This is a genomic window from Nostoc sp. LEGE 12454 (assembly GCF_056620565.1).
Genome location: NZ_JBWQXL010000003.1, coordinates 276,077 through 298,168, shown reverse-complemented (window position 1 = coordinate 298,168; position 22,092 = coordinate 276,077). Strand labels below are relative to the sequence as shown.

The following is a 22,092-nucleotide window of genomic DNA, read 5'->3' as shown; positions in this document are numbered from 1 at the left end:
TTCTGTGTTTATCTTTTGGAATAATGACGAACCGCAAAGGGCGCGAAGAGAGAAGGGAGAGAAGATGATTATTGAAAATAGTGAAGTTGTGCTGTCAGTACGGAATCTGACGGCTAATGTTGATGGGACACCGATTTTGAAAGGTGTGAATCTGGAGGTGCGATCGGGTGAAATTCATGCGATCATGGGGCCGAATGGTTCTGGTAAGAGTACTTTTTCTAAGGTGTTGGCTGGGCATCCGGCGTATGAGGTGACTGGCGGTGAGGTAATTTTCCAGGGGCAAAATTTGTTGGAGTTGGAGCCGGAGGAACGCGCCAGAAGTGGTGTATTTTTGGCGTTTCAGTATCCGTTAGAAATTCCGGGTGTGAGCAATTTGGATTTCTTGCGGGTGGCGTACAATTCCCGGCGCAAGGCGCAAGGTTTAGAGGAAATAGACGCTTTTGATTTTGACGATTTGATTGAGGAAAAGCTGGATGTGGTGAAGATGAATCCCAGTTTTCTCAGTCGGAGTTTGAATGAAGGGTTTTCTGGTGGCGAGAAGAAGCGGAATGAAATTCTGCAAATGGCGTTGCTGGAACCAAAGTTAGGAATTCTGGATGAAACAGATTCGGGTTTGGATATTGACGCGCTCCGAATTGTGGCGAATGGGGTAAATCAACTGGCAAGTCCAGATAATTCGACAATTTTGATTACTCACTATCAGCGATTACTCGATTATATTGTGCCTGATTTTGTGCATGTAATGGCACAAGGGCAGATTATTACAAGTGGTGGTAAAGAACTGGCGCTGGAATTAGAGTCTCGCGGTTATGACTGGGTGCTAGAAGAATTTGCGGCTGCTGAGGTGGGTGTGTAATGAATATTCAAGTATCTCCTAGTCCAATACCTAATTCAAATGCAGTCAGTTTGACATCAATGTTAGATAGAGATGATTATCTGACTGGGTTGTTAAATCAAGTAACAGCAACTAAAACAGAAGGTTGGTTGCAGGAATTACGCCAAAGTGCTGCGAATTGGGTACGTCACTCGATTATCCCGACTACCCGCGAGGAAGAATGGCGATTTACTGATTTGTCGTCTCTACGAAAGGTGCAATTTAATGTAGAGACGCGAAATTTCGCGTCTGTCGCGTCTGTCGCGTCTGTCGCGTCTGTAGAATTGGATATTTTGCCAGAAGCAGCTAATAGTCGTTTGGTATTTGTCAACGGCGTTTTTGCGCCGGAGTTATCCGCAGTTTCAGATTTACCATCTGGAATTGTGGTGAGTAATTTGGCTGGTTTGTCTGCGGTTGAGCATCAAGCTGTACAGCAGTATTTAGCTCAAGCTGAGGGAGCGCAGGAGGTTTTTACTGCTCTCAATACGGCTGGGATAACTGATGCAGCTGTGGTGTGGGTGAAGAAGAATGTGGTAGTTGAAACGCCAATTCATTTGGTGTTTATTTCGGTTGCGGGGGAAACGGCGATGATTTCGCAGCCGCGTTGTTTGGTGGTGGCGGAAAGTGGTTCGCAAGTGACGTTGGTTGAGGAGTATACGAACCGCGAAGGCGCGAAGGGCGCGAAGGAAGAAGTTTACTTAACTAACGCGGTTACGGAAGTTTGGGTTGGTGACAATGCCCAAGTGAGTCACACTAGGGTTGAGCAAGAAGGTGCAGAGGCTTTTCATATTGGGAAAACTGCGATCGCACAGGCTCGTGATAGCCGATATACTTGTCATGCCATAACTTTAGGTGCTAAGTTGTCGCGGCATAATTTGGAGATTTTGCAAACTGGCGAGCAGACACAAACTACTCTCAATGGGTTGACGATAATTTCTGGTAAGCAGTTGTCTGATACTCACAGTGCGATCGCACTCAACTATCCTCACGGTACAAGTGACCAATTGCATAAATGTATTGTAGGCGATCGCGCTCATGCGGTGTTCAATGGTAAAGTTTTTGTACCCAAATTAGCGCAGTTAACAAATGCATCCCAGTTGAATCGCAATTTACTGCTATCGTCTAAAGCCAGAGTTGATACCAAACCCCAATTGGAAATTACTGCAGATAATGTGAAATGCGCTCACGGTGCTACCGTTAGCCAATTAGAAGATGACGAAATATTCTATTTGCAAAGTCGGGGAATTGATGAAAACGATGCTCGGAAGTTGTTAATTAACGCCTTCGCTGCTGAAGTTATCAACCAAATACCGATTCCCTCTCTGCGAGAAATCCTTTTAAACACAGTGAATAATCTCAAGTCCCTGACTAATGAGTAATACTTCGGCTTCGCTCAGTACGAGTGACAAATGACTAATGACTAATGAGTAATAACTAATCTACCAATGACTTTTACTCCTACCAAAACCCTTGCTGATAAAGTTCGCGCTGACTTCCCGATATTGCATCAGGAAGTCAACGAGAAACCCTTGGTTTATCTCGATAATGCTGCGACATCACAAAAGCCTTTGTTCGTATTAAATACCCTACGGGATTATTACGAGCAATATAATGCTAACGTCCATCGAGGCGCTCATTCTCTGAGTGCTAAAGCTACTGATGCTTATGAAGGTGCTAGAGATAAAGTTACCAAATTCATCAATGCTGCATCGCGTCAGGAAATCGTCTACACCCGCAACGCAAGTGAAGCGATTAACCTAGTCGCTTATAGCTGGGGAATGAATAATTTGCAGCCTGGGGATGAAATTATTCTGTCGGTGATGGAACACCACAGTAATATTGTGCCTTGGCAATTGGTGTCGCAAAAAACGGGCGCAGTACTGAAATTTGTAGAATTAACACCAGAAGAAACTTTTGATTTGGAACAGTTTAAAAAGCTGATTTGCGAAAAAACAAAGTTAGTGTCGGTGGTGCATATTTCTAATGCTTTAGGTTGCATTAATCCAGTTGAAGAAATTGGTGCGATCGCTCACAGCTACGGTGCTAAATTCTTAGTTGATGCTTGCCAAAGTGTTCCCCACTTCCCTGTCGATGTACAGAAAATAGATTGTGACTGGTTGGTAGCTTCTGGTCATAAAATGTGCGCTCCAACTGGGATAGGATTTCTGTATGGCAAGTTGGAATTGCTAGAATCAATGCCACCATTTTTTGGTGGTGGTGAGATGATTGCAGAGGTGTATTTAGACCATTCCACATACGCAGAATTACCGCATAAATTTGAAGCTGGTACACCTGCAATTGGAGAAGCGATCGCACTTGGTGCTGCGATAGATTATCTTAGCAGTATCGGTATGGATAAAATCCACGCCTACGAAGCAGAATTAACAGCTTATTTGTTCCAACAATTAGAGCAAATTCCCCAAATTAGAATTTACGGCCCCAAACCAAATGCAAAAGGTGAAGGTAGAGCCGCTCTTGCGTCGTTCACAGCCGGAGAAGTTCACGCTAACGACTTATCTACATTATTAGATCAAGAAGGCGTTGCCATCCGTTCTGGACACCACTGCACACAACCATTACACCGTTACTTAGGTCTTGCTGCAACCGCACGAGCAAGTCTATCTTTCTACAACACCCGCGAGGAAATTGATATTTTCATCAAAGCACTGAAAGAAACTCTGGACTTTTTTGCGGGTTTACTTGCTTAAATTTACAAAATATTCAGATAGTAATTGTGCCAATTATCAGCAAGATATATTGCTAATATTTGGCACAATTTAATTATCTGGATTATTTATAGGAGAAACTAAAGTTTTGAAGCTCATTGGTCAAATGGTTGAAATTGACTTGAGCGAATATTATATTAATGACATAGGTAAAATTATCGGTATTTTATCTAACATCCTGACAGAAGAAGTATTGTAATATGCTTGTCAAGTCAACGGCTGCTGAACAAAGAACAGTGCTACAGAACATTAGCTGGGAAACCTTTGAAGCCTTGCTGAGAGATACAGGTGAAGATAGAGGTTCTCGCTTTGCTTATGACTGCGGTGTTTTAGAAATCATGACTCCACTTTTTGAACACGAAAACCCCAAAATTCAGTTTGACCGATTTATTCTAGTCTTAGCTGAAGAATTAGGAATTGAAATTAGAAGTGCTGGTTCAACAACATTGAAGCGGAAAATATCAAAGCGGGGAATAGAACCAGATACTTGCTACTATATCCAGAATGAACTAGCTATTAGGGGTAAGCAAACTTTAGATTTAGAAAATGATCCGCCGCCTGACTTAGCAATTGAGATTGACATTACCAGTAGTTCAGTTAACAAATTGGGAATTTATTCAGCGTTGGGTGTAACTGAACTTTGGAGATATGATGGACAAAATTTAAAATTTTATCAATTGATAGAGGGGCAATATGTTAAGTGTAATTTTAGTATTGCCTTTCCTCTAGTATCAGTGAGCGAGATAAGCAGATTTATTGAGCAAAGTAAAAGTATGAGAGAAATTGCTTTGCTCAAATCATTTCGTGCTTATGTCAGGGAAAAGTTAAAATAGTTAGATAATTATTATATTAATTTTTACCGTCAAAAAGTTTATATTAATCTTTTAAATATTTAAGTTTTTTATTGTTGAACTTATATAATTTTTTGATAGTTTGTAGCAAGTTCCATAATATATATACGCCATTCAGAATAATCTTTTGTAATTGCCTCAATGTTATTTGGTATCCAAACAGATTTTCCTTTTATACTATTACAGGACTGGCAAGCTATTACAAGATTATAAGGCTTTGCTACTCCACCTCTTGAGGCAGGTATAACATGTTCGACCACATATTCTTTATGTAAGGATTTAGTTCCACAATATTGGCATAAAATACCATCACGTTGGCGAATTTTCTTTCTCATATTTTGTGAGACATGCGGTGTAGGCAAATTTGGATTTCTAGTGAGAGCTAAAATATCGGCTGTTATTGCACTATGACTACAAGCAAAAATAATACCAATTTCTAGTTTCATTTTGAAATCGATATATACACCTTTATCTAGTAATATTTTGACATAAGTCCTTCTTTGATAAATATTAGGATGTGCCATTATAAATCACTTTAAAAATATAGTGTTTCTTAGAAAATTGTAATTTAGATAAATAATGCAATGCGTGTATTTTAAGAAAATTAAATGCCATTAGTAAAAGTAACTGCTAAGATCCTACTTCTCAAATATAAGATTAACGAAGCACGCTTGTATTCGCCAAACACAACCTAAATCAACTGTAATCGCCCTATATTTACGCTCAACTCAAAGAATCTGGATCTATCCCCAATCTTCGTAATTCTTCTGCCAGTCTTTGAGTGCGTTCTTCAGCAGCGATCGCTCGTTCTTCTAGTGTTAAATATCTGACTCATTCTTTGTCATACCAATACAACCAATCCCGCGTAATTCCCTGATAGGTTCCTCATTCATAACCAATTGGTAAACCTATCTCTGATAACCAAACGAAATTTCCTGGTTGCAATACATATTCACCATTTACAAAGCGATAAACTTCTAAAGGTGGTTTTCTCCGGCGTTGGGATTGTAAACAACATAATACAAAACCTCTATATCCTCTTAGTCTCTCGATTTTGACAACTCATTTAGGATTACTATAGTTAGAAAAACCTTTAGCTTAACAGAGTAAAAAAGATAAGATCGGCAAAAATGTTAATTGCTGAGTTGGGATGTGCAATCAGACGCCAGGGGTCTTTCTTGAAAACTGCTGAAACTGTGGCTATGGCATTCACGGCATCCATACCATAACTCATAAAGAAATCTACTGTATCCCCATCAACAATTGAGTACCACTGAGAACCTAGAGACCACTCCTCCTTGATAGTTACATCTAAACCGTAGTCTTTGTAAATACCAGTGGCAAGGGCGTAAACCATCGTAGACATCGTTTAGTAAAATCCACCATGTTCTGCTTCTGCTATCTAGTTTGTACTAAAGTTAACTTTATTCAACCGAGAATTGTTAGTTGACAGTTGGTTGCTGTTAGTACAAGCAGCAATAACGCTGCTATTAATTCAGCTAGAAGCGTATTGAATAAAACTATGGTGAGTAAGGCGATGAATTGTTGTTGATGAGGATGATAACAGATTCATAAAACAGTATGATGTTCTCTCCTATCTGCCGTTGTAGCTGAATCTAAATGTACATTCTAGAATCAACTTTTGATTCACTAGGGAATAGGGCTGAATTTCTAAAGCACGTTGAAAAGCTCGGATAGCTTGACTATACTCTCCTATTGCTGCATAACATAAGCCCATACCATGAAGCGCCCCAAAATGTATTGGATTTATCTGTACAACCATCTGACAATCAGCCAGAGATTTTTGATAATCACCAATACTGTAATAGAGGAAAGCTCGACGATTCCAAGCTTCGGCAAAATCTGGCTGGTCTTTAATTAATGCTGTCAGCGCTGTTTCCGCTTCAGCAATTTCACCTGCATCTAGTAGCTTTTGACTGCGGTCAATTATTTCCAGCCCATAGATTCCCTTTTGCTGAAACCAGATCCGCCAGATTTTTCTGGTTGCCTTGTCGCGCACTGTGGCATCCGGGTTTTTCAACTCTTCAAGTAAGGAATTGATAAATAAAGAATCCATGAATTTGAGATCAGTGAATATACCTTTGTATTAACTTTCTCACAAAATACATCGATTAAATCATTTTTAAAGTCATCTTTAAATTAACCGTGATTAATTGCTGATTATGAAATTTATGTGTGATTTATTGTGTTCAACAATATGACTAATACCACACTAGATATTTAGAGTCATAAAAATAAAACTGACTAAGGTAGCTAGCAGCTCCCTTTGGCGACATCAATATACCAGAACTGCAATATGCAGTAGACAAAGGTTGTTTGCAGGTAGATGGCAAGATTATGAAACCAGGGGGTAATTTGGTTATTACCAAAGCCACAGTTGAGCCACTTTGGTATTTACCAGTAATTACTAAGCGTTATGACATTACAGAATCACAGTTGCTTTGCCCATACAGAATGCGATCGGCTTCTAAGAATTAATGCCGAATATGTTGTATCGATTTTTCACAAATTATCTTAGTTGCTAATATACTCTTTACTAGAACCTAAATTTATCTGCTTACTAGCTGCACCGGAAGGTATAGAGAATCTTGTAATGTACATTACATTCCGAGGTGGTACTATATGCCTCTGTTATTGATGACCATTTTAATAAACATGGCTAATTAAGTACTGGGTTGTGAGATACAGGCACGGTGGGCTACGCCTAAGCTTATGTAATACAAAATAAGCTAATTACCCCGATCAAATGACGATCAAATCCAGTTATTAACCTAACACTGCACAAATCGTGAGTTAACAAATTTTACTTCATATATTCTTAAATAAATACATACTAAATACATCACATTGATACATTAACTTTATATAAAATAGTGAATAGTTTTTTTAGCTATTCTATAATCATCTACTATAATGTTGGATACTTTAATTTCCCGATTATAACGATAAATATTACATAGTAGGTACTAATGATACAACCGACTATCGGACAATTAGAAACAGAAATATCACAGCGAATCATAAATTTATATAATGATAGGTTAGGAAAGTCTCCTAGCCAAATCATTTGTCATTTTTTTGATACAGAAATCGTAATTTCTATAGAAAACTCTGTTACCCAAGCTGAACAAACTTTACTGAAAGGAGGTTATGATACTTTAGCTGAACAAGTACGATTATATTTAGAAAAAATAATTAAACCAGATTTAAAAAATTTGATTGAGGAAATTATTGGTCAACCTGTCCTCTACCTGATGACAAACACAAATTTAATAACAGGTCGTACTGGGATTGTTGTAATTCTCAAAGAATTACCTGAAGTTCGTAATCCCGAACCTATTCCCAAGATAAATATTAGGAAATTAGCTGACTGATGTGGCGATTGATTACCACTTCTAATTGATTAAAATCATAGGGTTTAGTAATGCAATCATCAAACGCTGTGAGCATTGTGGAGCGATCGTCTTGTACCGTTGTTATAGGTGTGACCGCAATGATTGGAATGGTAGCAGTTTTTGAGTCATGTTTGAGATCGTCAATAACTTGGTTCGCACTCAAATTAGATAGCTTCATATCTAGCAGAATTAAATCTGGTTGATGAGTTTGTGCTAACATCACAGCCCTCACCCCTTGTTTGGTACAAATACATGAAAAATTTAATATTCCTAAATGAGAATTAAGTAGCTCTAAATCATGTAAACTCTGTTCTACAACCAAAATTAAAGGCTGTTCATTCATAAGCAGTTAGTCCTATCCAAGAAAAGCTATTTATAAAAACTCCACCCATTAGGAAAACCTGAAAGTCTTTGTTTATAGCAAGTGTTTAATTGAATGTACGAACGACCAACTAAAGCATAAAAATGAATAGGTTAATATATAGTTCGTTCGGTTGTCCATCAGCGCTAAATTTTAGGAAATAACATCGCAAAGCAGTCATAACATCAAGCAAATATTAGCATAAGTGATGCATGTGATTGCAAGGATTGGCTATAAAGATCGGTATTTTATGGTAAGTAAGGGATACTTAAGGTACTTAAAGTTGCAGATTTACCAGCCTTAGCCAAGAGTGCCCAAATTACGTAGGCATCGCCTTTGTTACATTACCATAAATTAATTAAGTATATTTAACCATCAAGTAACTGACGTGCATAAGCGATCGCCTCTGTTGGAGTTGAAACTTTCCCCTCAGCTTGTGCTACCCCAATTTCAGTTAGCAGTTGACCGATAATTGGCGAAGCTGGAATATCTAATGTTGTAATCAACTCCTTGCCGCTTACTAGAGGAGTGGGATGAGCGATCGCATCATCAGGGTTAAGGTAGCGGTCGATCAAAGGTGCTAAGACTTGGTAGCTCATTGCTTTAGTTTCCACTGCTGTGTGTAGTGGCTTGTCACCAGATATTGCCTCTACCAAATTATTAATTGCTACAGCTAGCACTGCCGTAGTGGGGAACACAATATCTGCATCATGAAACAAAAAGTATTGTTCTCGCAACGACATCTCAACTACTTGAAATTGCGGTAACAGTTTCAAAGCAGTAGTTACACCGCGGATTTCGGCACGGCTATAAGTTAGTTCCTGTAGCTCTATTTCTGCTAATTCTGGATCTGGATTGACGAGACAAGCAAGTTTGGCAATACCTAGCCAAGTAGTTTTAATACTATCGCGGACATATTGTTGCAGTTGTACGCCTAGTTGTTGCCAATTTTCTGTGAGTAAGGCGGCAGCTGTGTCAACTGCTGCTAGTTTGAGCAAGCTTTCACGGGTGGCATTTTTGAAGAAAGGGGCAAGTAAACCATCTTCCCAAGCCATTGTAATCCAAGGAGTACCTTGAGAATTTGCCAGTAGATAGCCAATTTCTACCCTAACTCTTTCGGCTGCAACTTTGCTAAGATGTGATGCCAAAGAACGAATTGCGGCTTGGGTAGCTGGCTCAATAGTAAAACCTAGTTGGGCGGCTTGGCGATAACCTCGCATTAACCGCAAAGGGTCATCTTCTAGGTTTGCGGGTGATACCATTCGCAAAATGCCCTGTTGTAAGTCTATATAACCTTGCAGAGGATCGATAATTTCTTGCGTATGGGGATTATAAGCGATCGCATTTACCGTAAAGTCCCGTCTGTGCAAATCAACTTCTAAACTATTTCCTTCCTGTTGGGCAAAATCAGCCGTGGCGTGGGGAAAAACCACACGCGCAATTTGTCGTTTTGCATCGAGTAACACAAAACCAGCTTTGTAATGATGAGCGATCGCTCTCGCTACCTTTACCGCCTCGGATGGTATAACAAAATCTAGATCCAGATATTCGCGAGTTCTGCCAAGGATCGCATCTCGGACAGCGCCACCTACCATGTAAGCGGGTTGTGGCAAGAATTCCAAGCTGAAAGGCCAATTTTCGGGAGCGAGGGTAGAAGGAATTGATTCGTGCATTGTAATAAAAATCAACCCAGCAACTCATGAATAACAGTTGGGCTTACGTTAGATTAACAATAAAGGCCCCTGGAGTTGGTTCTATTATGTGTATTTGCGTGAATTGCCACTATGTAGACAGCTGTGTTACCTATCATGCCGTAGAAGGGCAGCACCAACAGCCTCACTTGACTGAAACCCCAGATTTTGATCCCAATGAACCTTCTATCAATGTCAATATTCGGACTAAAGATGATGTGATTGAAATGGAATGGGATGTTGTTGGTTGTCTGAGCTTTAAACGAGAAACAGGTAAGTGGTCGAAGTTGCGTCCTGGTGAATTAGTGCCGACTTGATAGAAAATGATTGGTGTATCTTACAGTTATTTTCAGGTAAATAGACCACGCGCTAGGGGCGCAAAGTCTTGCGCCCCTACAACAGATATGGTTACAATACACGATCTCTGCTGTAATGAGATTTTTTCCATCAGCGATCGCTATTAGAAAGTCAACAGCATTGGCTCTCACAAACCTTGTAACAAGACCGTTTGACTGATTATTACTCAGTAGTTTTTCAATTAAGAACCGCTATGTTATATGCTTAATAAATCACGTTAACTCTATAAAAATAGATATTTTAAGTAACTTTGACAACGGAACTAGAAGACCTTGCAATAAATAAATCCGCTTTAGCACTACACACCACCACTCCTGAATTAGGTTTGGCAATTAGTAATTTTGCAGGTGAAACTCGCTCTCAAATTTGGAATTTGGGGCGTGATTTATCTAGCTTAGTGCATCAATATTTAATTGAATTTATTAAACCACAAACTTGGGCAGATTTGTCCTTTATCGCAGTTGCAAAAGGCCCCGGCGGCTTTACAGGAACTCGAATTGGTGTTGTTACTGCTCGTACTTTAGGGCAACAGTTAGATATTCCTGTATTTGCGATTTCAACTTTGGCTGCGGTAGCTTGGTCAGAAGCCAGCAAAAGCCAAAATTTAACAACTTTTGCTGTGGAAATGCCAGCACAACGAGGTCAAATTTTTGCTGCTATTTATCAGTTTCAGCCAGATACTTCTAAACTAAAAGTGTGTTTGTCAGATAGAGTGTTGACACCAGAAGCATGGCAAGAAACTTTAGCGAATTGGAACACTAATTATCAGTTGATTCAAGCCCAATCTGGGTTGGCGGCAACGGTGACAAGTATTCTGGAACTAGCTAATCTCGATTGGCAAGAGGGCAAGTGTCCTAATTGGTCAGAGGCTTTACCATATTATGGGCAGCATCCAGTAGAAGTTTAACTAACTAATATATGTTTTTCCAGTACTCTAGCCCTGTATAACGATTCTTTTACCACAATAAGGGAATAAGGTAGTAGGGCAGACATAAAACACCTGTAATAATGCCAATCCAATAAGGAAGGTTGCTATTTTTACTAAATGTTTGCTTAATGATGAATAAAAAATTATAAGACAATATTGGAAAGGTCAGCAACCACAAAATTAAAGCTCTATCACTGTATGAGTAAATGACTACTCCCACATCAGCAGAGGGTTTTCCTCGTACAAGTTCAGCCATATAGCCAGACAATTCTCCGGAACCAATAACAGAAGATATTGCCCCAACGATTGCCAACATATATTTGATAGGGACTAACAAAACCCTCCAAATTAGTCTTAGTTGTGGATGAGGATTCATGAGTATTCTTAATTATAGGTTTATCAAAATAACAAGAATCCCAAAACTCTAGTTCATCAAAATACTCACTAATAATAGTCATCATCATCCAAAGAAGCAATACAATAAATAAATCCAAAATCAAAATAGCCACAGCCAAACTGGGAGAGTAACCAACAATACTATAGCCCCAGCAGCTAAGGCAGTAACTGCCAGATCGCGATCGAGATTGAATGTCTCAGCAATTACCAGCGTGGCGAAAGCTGGAGGCATAGCCGCTTGTAACACAATTATCTTTGCGATCGCCCCAGTTAATCCAAATAGGGGTAAGATGCTACCCAATATTAAGGGAACTAGCAGCATTTTGATTCCTAAGCTCATCCCTGCTTGTGGTAAGCTACGCCAAGATTTGAGCAGCGCCAGTCGCATTCCAATTAATACCAGGGATAAAGCTACACTACTCCAAGCAAATTTTTCTAACCAAAATTCCACGACTGTGGGAATTGTCACCTGCCGAAACAGCAAGCCAAATCCGAAACCCCACAGCGCAGGATTAATTAAGATGGGCCTAGCAATCTGCCAATGATTATGGATGCCACCGCCAAAACGCGCTGCTAGTAACACACCCAAGCCATAAGCTCCTGGGAATGAACCTAGCAAATCGTAAAATAGCGCCCAAGCAAAGTATTCCTTGCCTACCATTGCCAAGGTAATGGGAAAGCCAAGATAACCAGTATTACCCAACATTGCGGCTAATATCAAGCTAGCCTGAGTTGATGGTTGGGAAACAGTCTTTCTAAAATAGGCTTGTCCTTTAATGGCTAACCAAGCAAAAAATGCTCCTAGTAAAATAGCTAGGTAAGCGATAGCAGGCGCAACCCAAATTTGCCCTGACAAGCTGGATTGACGCAAAAACGATACTATGCTTATGGGTACTCCCACCCAAAAAAGAAACAGTCCTAAACGTGTAGGAACTGTTACAGGTAGTTTGCGTCCCAGGATAAAACCTACCAGGACTAATCCTCCCAGCTTGACGTATAGTTCTAAAAGGTTTGTCAAGATTGCGCCTAAGAACCACAGATGTAAAATGCTACCTGTTACGTCTACTTTTGTCCAGTGCAAAATCTGTTATGGCTATTCCACAAAAACAGGAGTTTACCCTTGAATAAGGCAGGGTTTTCTGGAAAACCGCAAAACTCATCGAATGACCTTGGTGATGATATTCCAGTGGCTGTACGCGATACCCCTGTTGCAGCACCTAAAATTTGGTTGCAACCCCGAATTATTTTGATTGGGGGATTTGCGGGATTTGTCTTGCTAGCTTTAATTAGCGGTTTGTGGTTTTTCGTGACTGCACCCAAAAAAACCGCCGATTCTCAACCTTTACCAGCTACTTCTGCTCCTGCAACGACCGCAGCAAATAATTCCAGCGATACTGTATTAGGGCATTTTCCATACCCAGAAGCCCCTGAGTCAGAACTAGTAACCATCTCCGCAAATAGGGGCATTAGAATGCGAAAAGCTGCTGCCCAAAAGTTTGAGGAGATGGTAGCAGCAGCCCGGAGTTCAGGTGTAATATTAGTGCCAATTTCTGGCTTTCGCTCAGTCAAAGACCAAGAGCAGTTGTTTTTTGCTGTCGGTGCGCAGCGAAATCAAACGCCAGCAGAACGAGCCGCCCTCAGTGCTCCTCCTGGCCATAGCGAACATCATACGGGTTATGCTGTGGATGTTGGAGACGGATCGGTGCCAGCAACTAATCTTCAAACAAACTTTGACAATACCAAGGCTTATCGGTGGCTGCAAGCAAATGCAGCACGTTTTAGCTTTGAAATGTCTTTTTCCAAAGATAATGCTCAAGGTGTAAGTTATGAGCCGTGGCACTGGCGTTTTGTAGGCGATCGCAATAGTTTAGAAATGTTCTACAAAGCCAGAAACTTGAAACCCGCTAAGATATCGCCATAAAAGACAGCAAACAGGAGTCAGGAGTAATTGGTTTTAACCCCTCTTTCCCTACTCCCTTTCCCCTAGTGGAGGCTGAAGCACCACTTCTTTAAGGGCTGGACAGTAGTATTCAGCAATTTTCTTAGCGATCGCATCTGGGCGGGAAATTTTATCGAGATTGCAAAGTAAAATCACGGTAATTTTGTCATCAATAAAGCGGCTAATGTTACTTGCGAATCCTAGTATCGAACCATTATGACCAACTACTCGGCGATCGCCATAATTAAATACCCACCAACCTAAACCTGCAACATATCTTAATTTTTCCCAATCATCGCCCTGATTGGGAAAACGAGGAGTCCACATCAAATCCAGGGTTGATTGCTTTAGTAGAGTTGCACCACAAAGCGCCTGTTCCCACTTCACCATATCTTCTACACTGGAAAGTTGACCTCCAGCAGAATAGGTAACAGAAGGACTGTAGTAAGGTTTGTTAACGAGTTTGCTGTTTAGCAACCGATAACCAGCAGCCCGGTGCGGCACTATGTCACTGGGATTATTCATCACGGTTGCATTCATTCCCAAAGGAGCAAAAATGCGCTCTTGCAACAAATCTCCATAAGATTGTCCAGTTACTTTTTCTAGGAGCAAACCCAGTAGATAGTAGCCTGTGTTGTCGTAGGCGCTAAACTCACCTGGTTGGAACTTGAGGGGTAAGTGAGTAACTAGAGCCAAAATTTCAGATTTAGATAAATCAAGATGAGTAATTTCCCAGTAGTTTGGAGCATCGGTATAGCTAGGAATTCCAGACTGATGAGATAGAATATGCCCGATTGTGACATTTTGCCACGTTAGGGGTAGACGATCGAGATAGTCTGCGATCGCATCATCTAGCGAAATTACCCCTTGCTCCACCAGCATCATTATGGCTGTAGCGGTGAAAGTTTTACCTACAGACGCAATTTCATAAACTGTATTTTCAGTAGCTGGAACAGAGTGTTCAACATTCGCCAGTCCATAGCCCTTAACTAAAACAGGTTCACCTTCCTGCACGACTGCAACAGAAAGCCCCGGAATCTGGTTTTTAGTCATTACAGCTCGAATATAGTCGTCAATCATAATTGACCTGATTTTTGTTTGGCGATATCGAGATGAGGGAGCAGAGGAGCAGGGGGAAAATTCCTCTCCTCTGCACCCTTCCCCCTGCCCCTCTGCCTCTTCCCAATGCCCCATGCCCAATGCCCTACGCTTAATTTTATCTGCTATTTTCTGGGTTCTCAGGCGCTGGTTTCTGATACTTACCTGGATACTTGCGCTGAAAGTATTCCTCCATAATTTGTAAGATCATCGGCGCAGCAATGCTACCACCACCACCACCGGAATGTTCAGCAAATGCCACAATCACAACTTCTGGCTGTTCAGCAGGTGCATAAGCTCCAAACCAAGCGTGATTTTGCTTAACACGGCCTTTCCACGCTTCAGCAGTGCCACTCTTACCAGCCACTGCGGGAACTGTTGGCTGCTTCAAAGCTTTACCCGTACCTTCAGCTACTACTTTCCGTAGTCCCTGACGGAGAACACTTATGGTTGTCGGCTTCATATTTAAAGATGCTCGCCAGCTTTTTGCTTCTTCATTGTCTTTAAGCAAATGCGGCTGGACTCGATAGCCACCATTAGCAGGCACAGCAAACATGATGGCGACTTGTAAAGGTGTCGTTTGTAAAGCACCTTGACCAATTGACATATTAATGCTGTCGCCTACAGTCCAAGGTATCTTCCAAGTTTTCTGCTTCCATGCCTCATCTGGTACTAAACCTTTTGCCTCTTCGTTGCCAAACTCAAAGCCCGTTCTTTTACCAAATCCATACTTGCGAGTCCACTCAATTAAAGTTGGGCCGCCGACTCCGCGACCAATTTGATAGAAGAAGGTATCACTACTCCACTGTAATGCTCCGACAAAACCCAATGGCCCGAACCCGGCGTGATTCCATTCACCAAATCGGGTGCCGCCAAAACTCAGGGAACCGTAGGTTTGCAGGACTGTGCTAGGAGAAAATTTACCTGATTCTAAACCGGCTGTGGTGGTAACAATTTTGAAGGTGCTAGCGGGTGGAAAGGCGCTGAGGGCGCGATTCACCAAGGGATGATCGGCACCTTGGACAAATTCCCAATCTTTTTGGGTGAGTTTCTGCTTCGAGAAAATATTTGGGTCAAAGGTGGGGTGAGATACCATTGCTAAAACGGCACCGGTCTTGGGATCAAGGGCAACGATCGCACCGTCGCGATCGCCTAAAGCTTTTTCTGCTGTCTTTTGCATATTTAAATCTACAGTCAAGTGCAAATCGTTACCAGCTTCCGCCTGTTTTTCACCTAAAACTCGGAGCGGGCGACCTGCACCATCAACTTCTACTTGCTGACCACCCCATTCACCCCGCAGACTTTTTTCATAAGCTTTTTCAACTCCCATTTGACCAATCACATCACCCAATCTGTAACCTTCCTGCTTCTTTTCTTTTAACTGCTCGGCGGTCAGTTCTCGCGTATAACCTAATACATGAGCTAATTCCTTGCCGTGGGGGTAATAGCGAACCGCCTCTGTAGAGATTTCCACGTCTTGAAGTTCGGCTTGATACTCCTTTAATGCTGTGATTTGCGCCTCGTTCAAGTCACGAGCAACCCGAATCAGTGAAGAAGAGTTAGCACCGGCCTCTTCTAATTTCTTCTCCATCTCTTCTTGGGTAACTTCGAGAATTTGAGATAGACGTGCCCCTACAACTGGCCATGCTGGCTTGGTATGTGCCATCGGCCACAAATATACAGAGCGAGGATAGCGAGTACTGGCTAAAAGTTTGCCATTGCGGTCAAAGATATTGCCCCGTTCTGGTTGTTTGGGGATCATCCGAATTCGATTTGACTCGGCTCGTTTTCGGTGGCTTGCTCCTTCAGTAATTTGCAAATATGCCAAACGAACACTGATACCAGTCATCATCAGTAGAGTAAATATTATTAAAAATATCGGCTGGAAACTCTTTCCAACTGTACGTGTATTTTTTTGTCCGCCAAGTGGAGATGGATTCAATAAACTCATAAGACAAAGAGGATTTCAAAATTAAGATTATTTTTAAACAATTCTGTTTTAGGTTTTAGTTTTACACACTAGTCTCCAGTGCCATGTCCTGAATTATGAGTTTTTGCTTCTGATGGGTCAGGCTGAGGTTTTTGATACTTACCTGGATATTTGTGCTGAAAATAAGCTTCTAGTACTTGTAAAACCATCGGCCCGCAAACAGTACCGCCATGATCGCCAGAGTTTTCCCCAAAGGCCACAACCACAATTTCCGGCTTATTACTAGGAGCATAAGCACCAAACCAAGTATGATTTGGGCGACCAGCACCGGCTTCAGCAGTGCCACTCTTCCCGGAGGCTGGGGCAATTGTTGGCACGTCCAAGCGCTTACCAGTGCCTTCACTCACCACCTTTCGCAGTCCGTCGCGGAGAACTTTGATAGTTGTCGGCTTCATATTTAAGGATTCTCGCCAACTTTTTGCTTCTTCGTTGTCTTTAAGCAAATGTGGCTGAACTCGATAGCCGCCATTAGCAGGGACAGAAAACATAATCGCCGATTGCAGAGGTGTCACTTGTAAAGCGCCTTGACCAATTGACATATTAATGGTGTCACCAACAGTCCAAGGTATCTTCCAAGCTTTCTGCTTCCATGTTTCATCTGGAACCAAGCCTACTGATTCTTCATCACGAAATTCAATACCAGTTCTTTGACCAAACCCGTATTTGCGACTCCATTTGATTAAAGTTGGGCCGCCAACTTTTCTGCCAACTTGATAGAAGAAAGTATCACTACTCATAGCGATCGCTCTGGGAAATCCCAATGGCCCGAATCCGGCGTGGTTCCACTCACCAAATGTCACCCCACCCACGGTAAGAGAACCAAAGGTTTGTAGTATTGAGTCAGGAGAAAATTCACCTGATTCTAGTCCAGCTGTCGTAGTCACAACTTTAAAAGTACTGGCGGGTGGAAAGGCACTCAGGGCGCGATTCACCAAGGGATGATCTTTCCCTTGGACACTTTCCCAATCTTTTTGAGAGAGTTTTTGTTTGGAAAAGATATTTGGGTCAAAGGTGGGGTAAGATACCAACGCTAAAACAGCACCATTGTTTGGATCGAGTGCTGCGATCGCACCTCGGTGATTTCCTAAAGCTTTTTCTGCTGCCTTTTGCACATCCAAATCTATGGTTAAGTGCAAATCATTACCAGCTTTTGCCTGTTTCTCCCCTATAACCCGGATTGGTCTACCCGCACCATCCACTTCCACTTGCTGACCGCCCCATTCGCCCCGTAGAGCTTTCTCATAAGCCTTTTCCACACCCATTTGACCGATGACATCTCCCAGTCGATAGCCTAACTCCTTCTTGCCCTTTAACTGGTCGGGGGTTAACTCCCGTGTATAACCTAGTACGTGCGCTAATTCCTTGCCGTGGGGATAATAACGTACAGAATCTGTATTGATCTCCACTTCTGGGAGTTCATTTTTATACTCCTTTAATGCCGTAATTTCTGCTTCATTTAAATCGCGAGCAACCCGGATGAGGGAAGAAGAATTAGCACCAGCTTGTTCTAATTTCTTTTCCATCTCATCTTGGGGAATGTTGAGAATTTGCGCTAGACGCGGGCCGACTACAGACCAGGAAGGCTTAGTATGTGCCATCGGCCACAAGTATACAGAGCTAGGATAGCGAGTGCTAGCTAAAAGTTTGCCATTCCGGTCAAAAATATTGCCCCGTTCTGGTTGTTTGGGAATCATCCGAATTCGGTTTGCTTCAGCTCGTTCTCGGAGTTTTGGCCCTTCAACTATTTGCAAGTAAGCCAAACGAGCCTCAATCCCACTGGCCATTAATAGGGTAAATACGATTAAAAATATTGATTGGAAACCACGTCCAACTGTACGTGTATCTTTTTTGTTGCCGAGTGATGGGAATAAAGACATAAGTATCAATTCAAAATTCAAAATGAATAAACGCAATTCCAGCCAGACTTTTAGCAATTGCTAATATACAATTTTAAGGTTTGTTAACTTAATCGCAGAATCCCTAAGTAAAAAGTTTAGTATATAAATTTACCATATTTTTGTTTTTGTTACTGGGTACGAAAGAATCGGGCGAGTATATTCTTGAACAATTGTTTTTGGCGGATACAATAAACCAAAGTGTCAAATATAGTCTGCCCAAAAGACTAGAGCAATTGACAAAATAACGTAAAGATCGCGGCATTCTACTGAGGATTATGGCTCAAATTGTCATGCAAAATCAGAGGGGGATAACAAGTTTTCAGCCACTTGATGTGGAACTGCGTAACGTCTTCAAGTTTTTTAACCAAGAACCAGCAGTAAATGGAATTGATTTGGATGTCAGACAAGGAGAATTTTTTAGTATTTTAGGCCCCTCCGGTTGTGGTAAAACAACAACACTGCGCTTAATTGCTGGGTTTGAAATTGCTGACGCTGGTAAGGTATTTATTCAGGGTCAGTCCATGACTAATGTGCCCCCTTACCGCCGACCCGTCAATACTGTATTTCAAAGTTACGCTCTATTTAACCACCTGAATGTCTGGAATAACATCGCCTTCGGACTGCGGTTAAAAAAAATACCCAAATCGAAAATTGAAGCTAGAGTCGAAGAAGCTTTAAAACTGGTGAAAATGGAAAGTTTGCGATCGCGCTTTCCCAATCAACTTTCTGGCGGTCAACAGCAGCGAGTAGCTTTAGCAAGGGCTTTAGTCAACCGTCCCACCGTGGTATTACTGGATGAACCTTTAGGGGCGTTAGATTTAAAACTACGTAAGGAAATGCAAGTTGAGTTATCAAATTTACACAAAGACTTGGGGTTAACCTTTGTGATGGTGACACACGACCAAGAAGAAGCATTGTCTTTGAGCGATCGCATTGCCGTGATGAATCAAGGCAAAATTGAACAAGTTGGCACTCCCAGCGAAATTTACGAACGTCCCTGTACATCCTTTGTTGCTGATTTTATTGGTGATACTAATTTATTCAGTGGTGAAATCGTCGCGGTAGACTCGTCCAATATTAAAATTTCCACAAAAATGGGACTATCAATTGTTATTAACCGCGCTGAAGATACACCAACTGAATTATCACAATCTGTAGTAGTGAGTGTGCGTCCAGAAAAAATACAGCTTTCGCTTTATCCACCTAATTTGCCAGTTAACTGCTTTGAAGGACGGCTTGTCAACGTTATGTATTTGGGCACACACGTTAACTATGTTATGGAATTAACAAATGGCATTAGCATTAATGTGTTGCAACCTAATACTTTGGGCACTTTACCAGACCGCGACACACTTATTTACGCCTGGTGGGCAGAAACTGATTGTTTAGCTATTAGTCAATAGTCAACCCCTTTTCTGCGAGACGCTGCGCGAATGAGGAAATCAAAAATCAAAAATCAAAAGTCAATGGTCATAAAAAACATCGGTAAACCAGTACAAATTCATGGTTAAAAAGTAAAAAGATAATCCCGATAAATAAATTTAGAAGTTGACAGCCGTTCTTTATTTTCTTTCTTTTGCCTTGTTCGATCAATGCTGAATTGGAATTGTAATTACAAATTCTGTTCCTGCTGCTGGTGATGAATGACATTCCAGTTTGCCGCCATGTGTTTCTGTAATGATTTGATAACTGATAAACATTCCCATACCTGTTCCCTTACCTACAGGCTTGTTGGTGAAAAACGGATTAAAAACTTGTTGTTGAATCTGTTCTGACATACCTATTCCATTATCAGCGATCGCAATTTTTACCCAACTGGAATCTATCACTGATGTACGAATAGCGATCGTGGGAGTTAACAACCCAGATGTTAAATTGTCTATTCTTAATTGTGCATTTTCAATTCTCCATTCTTCTAAAGCATCAATGGCATTTGCCAATATATTCATAAACACCTGATTGAGTTCTCCGCCATAGCATTCCACTAAAGGTAATGTGCCGTAGTCTTTGATGACTTGAATGGCTGGAAGCTTTGTTGTTTCTTGGAAGCGATGTTGCAATACCATTAGAGTACTGTCGATGCTTTCGTGAATATCTACTGCTTTAAACTCGGCTTCATCTATGCGTGAGAAGGTTCTTAACGACAGCACAATCTGACGGATGCGCTTAGTACCAACTTTCATCGAACTCAATATTCTTGGTACATCTTTTTGGATGTACTCTAGGTCAATTTCTTCACACAAAGCCTGAAATTCCAACTTATCACCAGATTGCTGCTGATGGTGAATTATTCGTAACAGGTCTTGAGTATATTCTTCAAGATAGGTGAGATTACCGTGAATAAAATTAACGGGGTTGTTGATTTCGTGGGCAACTCCAGCAACCAGTTGACCCAAACTAGACATTTTTTCTGCTTGAATCATTTGTGCTTGAGTTTGTCTGAGTTCTTGAAGAGTTTGTGCTAAATTTTCTGTTTGTTGTCGCAGTTGGTCTTCCATCTGTTTGCGTTCACTGATATCCCTGGCGACACAAACAACGGTGTTTTCGTCCATGCTGGCAATATTCGCCTCAAACCAAACCTCTCGGTCGCCTATAGGCAAGCTATATTCTACCTTCACAGTTTTTTGAGTTAAGAGTGCTTGTTGAATAGAGTTGAGAAAATAGTCCGCACAAGCAAAGGGTAAAACCTCATGTATTTTTCTGCCCAGCATTTCCGCAGGAGGTTGGTAGAGTAAAGGCGCACCGCTAGGAGCGATTTTGAGGTATCTTCCTTCGGCATCTAAGACAAGAATTACATCCTGCATAGCGTTGAACAAGGCGAGTAATTCTGCTTGCGAGGCTTTGATTAATTCTTCGGCTTGTTTGCGACTGCTGATATCGCTAATAGCGCCATGAAGACCAATAATTTCACCATCTGAGTCGAAAATTGGCGAAGCCACTGACCTCATCCAGCACCAATCTCCATCCTTTTTTAGGTGGCGAAATTCTATTGCGATCCGCTGCCCCTTGGTTTCCACCATTTCTTGGATTTTTCTCTGGGCTAGAGGGAAATCATCAGGATGAAGCAAGGGGGCAAAGGGTTGACAAAGTAGGTCTGAAGGTTCCCATCCTAAAACATTTTTATATTGTGGTGAGACATAAGTAAAAAGACCTTGCACTGACATGGAAAAAATCAGATCGCTGATATTTTCCACGAGTTGGCGATACTTAGCTTCACTCTCAGCCAAAGCAGTTGCCGCCGTTTGGTGATGCTGTCCGCGAATTTTCTTTGCTGATTCTACAAAGGTAGAATTATCTACCAATTTCGACTGTAATTTTATCAGTTGTAAATCCTGTGGGACTTCATCAGTAACTAATTCACAAATTTGATGTTGTTCGACTAACAGCGTAGTTGAATAAAGGTCTTGCAATGCTTCTAGCTGTTGCAGCAATTGGGCATTTTGCTGACGTAAAAGCGATATCTCTTGATTGATGTTGTTAGTAGACATGTTCAACTCCGATTTACTTTATTTAGTACTGTTTGCTAGGGTTGAGCCAGTCCTGCCTGACTCAGGACTTACGCAAAAA

Annotated in this window: 20 protein-coding genes and 2 pseudogenes; 10 read left to right on the top strand and 12 right to left on the bottom strand. The window is 41.3% G+C overall.

Annotation, left to right across the window (positions count from 1 at the left end; genetic code table 11):
* Window positions 1–64: 64 nt before the first annotated feature.
* From sufC to AC1F2U_RS05230, 4 genes are all read left to right on the top strand, one after another.
* Window positions 65–856, top strand: coding sequence for a Fe-S cluster assembly ATPase SufC (gene sufC / locus AC1F2U_RS05245; RefSeq protein ID WP_334715163.1), 792 nt, complete (start codon window positions 65–67; stop codon window positions 854–856).
* Window positions 856–2,253 carry a Fe-S cluster assembly protein SufD gene (sufD, locus tag AC1F2U_RS05240; RefSeq protein ID WP_480260135.1) on the top strand — a complete coding sequence of 466 codons (1,398 nt, stop codon included), beginning with the start codon at window positions 856–858 and terminating at the stop codon, window positions 2,251–2,253. Before sufC ends, sufD begins: the two co-directional genes overlap by 1 nt.
* Window positions 2,254–2,319: 66 nt before the next feature.
* The gene (locus tag AC1F2U_RS05235) at window positions 2,320–3,582 is read left to right on the top strand and encodes a cysteine desulfurase (protein WP_480260134.1); all 1,263 of its coding nucleotides are present in this window, start codon (window positions 2,320–2,322) and stop codon (window positions 3,580–3,582) included.
* A gap of 218 nt (window positions 3,583–3,800) precedes the next feature.
* On the top strand, window positions 3,801–4,433 hold the full coding sequence (locus AC1F2U_RS05230) for a Uma2 family endonuclease (protein WP_480260133.1): 633 nt from the start codon (window positions 3,801–3,803) through the stop codon (window positions 4,431–4,433).
* Window positions 4,434–4,513: 80 nt separating this feature from the next.
* Here AC1F2U_RS05230 and AC1F2U_RS05225 read toward each other — a convergent pair whose 3' ends face one another.
* The 4 genes and pseudogenes from AC1F2U_RS05225 to AC1F2U_RS05210 form a co-directional block, all read right to left on the bottom strand.
* Window positions 4,514–4,975 (bottom strand): HNH endonuclease, encoded by a 462-nt coding sequence (locus tag AC1F2U_RS05225; RefSeq protein ID WP_480260131.1) that lies wholly within the window; start codon window positions 4,973–4,975, stop codon window positions 4,514–4,516.
* A gap of 199 nt (window positions 4,976–5,174) precedes the next feature.
* Window positions 5,175–5,488: pseudogene (locus tag AC1F2U_RS05220) on the bottom strand (hypothetical protein); the annotation flags it as partial.
* A gap of 56 nt (window positions 5,489–5,544) precedes the next feature.
* Window positions 5,545–5,817 carry a hypothetical protein gene (locus AC1F2U_RS05215; RefSeq protein WP_480260130.1) on the bottom strand — a complete coding sequence of 91 codons (273 nt, stop codon included), beginning with the start codon at window positions 5,815–5,817 and terminating at the stop codon, window positions 5,545–5,547.
* A 228-nt stretch (window positions 5,818–6,045) separates the two neighbouring features.
* Window positions 6,046–6,528, bottom strand: a complete 483-nt coding sequence (locus AC1F2U_RS05210; protein WP_445626375.1) for a tetratricopeptide repeat protein — start codon at window positions 6,526–6,528, stop codon at window positions 6,046–6,048.
* A 218-nt stretch (window positions 6,529–6,746) separates the two neighbouring features.
* Between AC1F2U_RS05210 and AC1F2U_RS05205 the strand changes: the two are divergent.
* Together AC1F2U_RS05205 and AC1F2U_RS05200 are read left to right on the top strand one after the other, a co-directional pair.
* Window positions 6,747–6,911 (top strand): annotated as a pseudogene (locus AC1F2U_RS05205) (GTP cyclohydrolase II); the annotation flags it as partial.
* 530 nt (window positions 6,912–7,441) lie between these two features.
* Window positions 7,442–7,846 (top strand): Na-translocating system protein MpsC family protein, encoded by a 405-nt coding sequence (locus AC1F2U_RS05200; protein WP_480260129.1) that lies wholly within the window; start codon window positions 7,442–7,444, stop codon window positions 7,844–7,846.
* Here the strand turns inward: AC1F2U_RS05200 and AC1F2U_RS05195 are convergent.
* Together AC1F2U_RS05195 and AC1F2U_RS05190 are read right to left on the bottom strand one after the other, a co-directional pair.
* Window positions 7,827–8,210 (bottom strand): response regulator, encoded by a 384-nt coding sequence (locus AC1F2U_RS05195; protein ID WP_480260128.1) that lies wholly within the window; start codon window positions 8,208–8,210, stop codon window positions 7,827–7,829. The two genes, AC1F2U_RS05200 and AC1F2U_RS05195, sit on opposite strands and share 20 nt — an antisense overlap.
* Before the next feature lie 386 nt (window positions 8,211–8,596).
* Window positions 8,597–9,901, bottom strand: a complete 1,305-nt coding sequence (locus AC1F2U_RS05190; protein ID WP_480260127.1) for a tRNA nucleotidyltransferase/poly(A) polymerase-related protein — start codon at window positions 9,899–9,901, stop codon at window positions 8,597–8,599.
* 86 nt (window positions 9,902–9,987) lie between these two features.
* Here AC1F2U_RS05190 and AC1F2U_RS05185 point away from each other — a divergent pair, with 86 nt between their 5' ends.
* Window positions 9,988–10,236, top strand: coding sequence for a Ycf34 family protein (locus tag AC1F2U_RS05185; RefSeq protein WP_251960287.1), 249 nt, complete (start codon window positions 9,988–9,990; stop codon window positions 10,234–10,236).
* A 290-nt stretch (window positions 10,237–10,526) separates the two neighbouring features.
* Window positions 10,527–11,183 (top strand): tRNA (adenosine(37)-N6)-threonylcarbamoyltransferase complex dimerization subunit type 1 TsaB, encoded by a 657-nt coding sequence (gene tsaB, locus AC1F2U_RS05180; protein ID WP_480260126.1) that lies wholly within the window; start codon window positions 10,527–10,529, stop codon window positions 11,181–11,183.
* Window positions 11,184–11,232: 49 nt separating this feature from the next.
* On the opposite strand, the gene AC1F2U_RS05175 is transcribed toward tsaB, so the two are convergent.
* Both AC1F2U_RS05175 and AC1F2U_RS05170 read right to left on the bottom strand, forming a co-directional pair.
* Window positions 11,233–11,520, bottom strand: a complete 288-nt coding sequence (locus AC1F2U_RS05175; protein WP_480260125.1) for a hypothetical protein — start codon at window positions 11,518–11,520, stop codon at window positions 11,233–11,235.
* A gap of 180 nt (window positions 11,521–11,700) precedes the next feature.
* A complete protein-coding gene (locus tag AC1F2U_RS05170) occupies window positions 11,701–12,618 on the bottom strand; it encodes an AEC family transporter (RefSeq protein ID WP_480260185.1) in 918 nt (305 codons plus the stop codon).
* A 102-nt stretch (window positions 12,619–12,720) separates the two neighbouring features.
* Between AC1F2U_RS05170 and AC1F2U_RS05165 the strand changes: the two genes are divergently transcribed.
* A complete protein-coding gene (locus AC1F2U_RS05165) occupies window positions 12,721–13,521 on the top strand; it encodes a M15 family metallopeptidase (protein WP_480260124.1) in 801 nt (266 codons plus the stop codon).
* Window positions 13,522–13,569: 48 nt separating this feature from the next.
* Here the strand turns inward: AC1F2U_RS05165 and AC1F2U_RS05160 are convergent, their stop codons facing one another.
* The 3 genes from AC1F2U_RS05160 to mrdA (AC1F2U_RS05150) all read right to left on the bottom strand — a co-directional run bounded on the left by AC1F2U_RS05160 (window position 13,570) and on the right by mrdA (AC1F2U_RS05150) (window position 18,504).
* Complete coding sequence (locus AC1F2U_RS05160) at window positions 13,570–14,619, bottom strand: serine hydrolase domain-containing protein (protein ID WP_480260123.1); 1,050 nt, start codon at window positions 14,617–14,619, stop codon at window positions 13,570–13,572.
* Window positions 14,620–14,755: 136 nt separating this feature from the next.
* A complete protein-coding gene (gene mrdA, locus AC1F2U_RS05155; RefSeq protein ID WP_480260122.1) occupies window positions 14,756–16,588 on the bottom strand; it encodes a penicillin-binding protein 2 in 1,833 nt (610 codons plus the stop codon).
* Between the two features lie 68 nt (window positions 16,589–16,656).
* On the bottom strand, window positions 16,657–18,504 hold the full coding sequence (gene mrdA / locus AC1F2U_RS05150; protein ID WP_480260121.1) for a penicillin-binding protein 2: 1,848 nt from the start codon (window positions 18,502–18,504) through the stop codon (window positions 16,657–16,659).
* Window positions 18,505–18,800: 296 nt separating this feature from the next.
* Here mrdA (AC1F2U_RS05150) and AC1F2U_RS05145 point away from each other — a divergent pair, with 296 nt between their 5' ends.
* Window positions 18,801–19,928 carry an ABC transporter ATP-binding protein gene (locus AC1F2U_RS05145; RefSeq protein WP_480260120.1) on the top strand — a complete coding sequence of 376 codons (1,128 nt, stop codon included), beginning with the start codon at window positions 18,801–18,803 and terminating at the stop codon, window positions 19,926–19,928.
* 186 nt (window positions 19,929–20,114) lie between these two features.
* Here AC1F2U_RS05145 and AC1F2U_RS05140 read toward each other — a convergent pair whose 3' ends face one another.
* Window positions 20,115–22,013: a PAS domain-containing sensor histidine kinase gene (locus AC1F2U_RS05140; protein ID WP_480260119.1), complete on the bottom strand. Its 1,899-nt coding sequence runs from the start codon at window positions 22,011–22,013 to the stop codon at window positions 20,115–20,117.
* Window positions 22,014–22,092 lie beyond the last annotated feature (79 nt).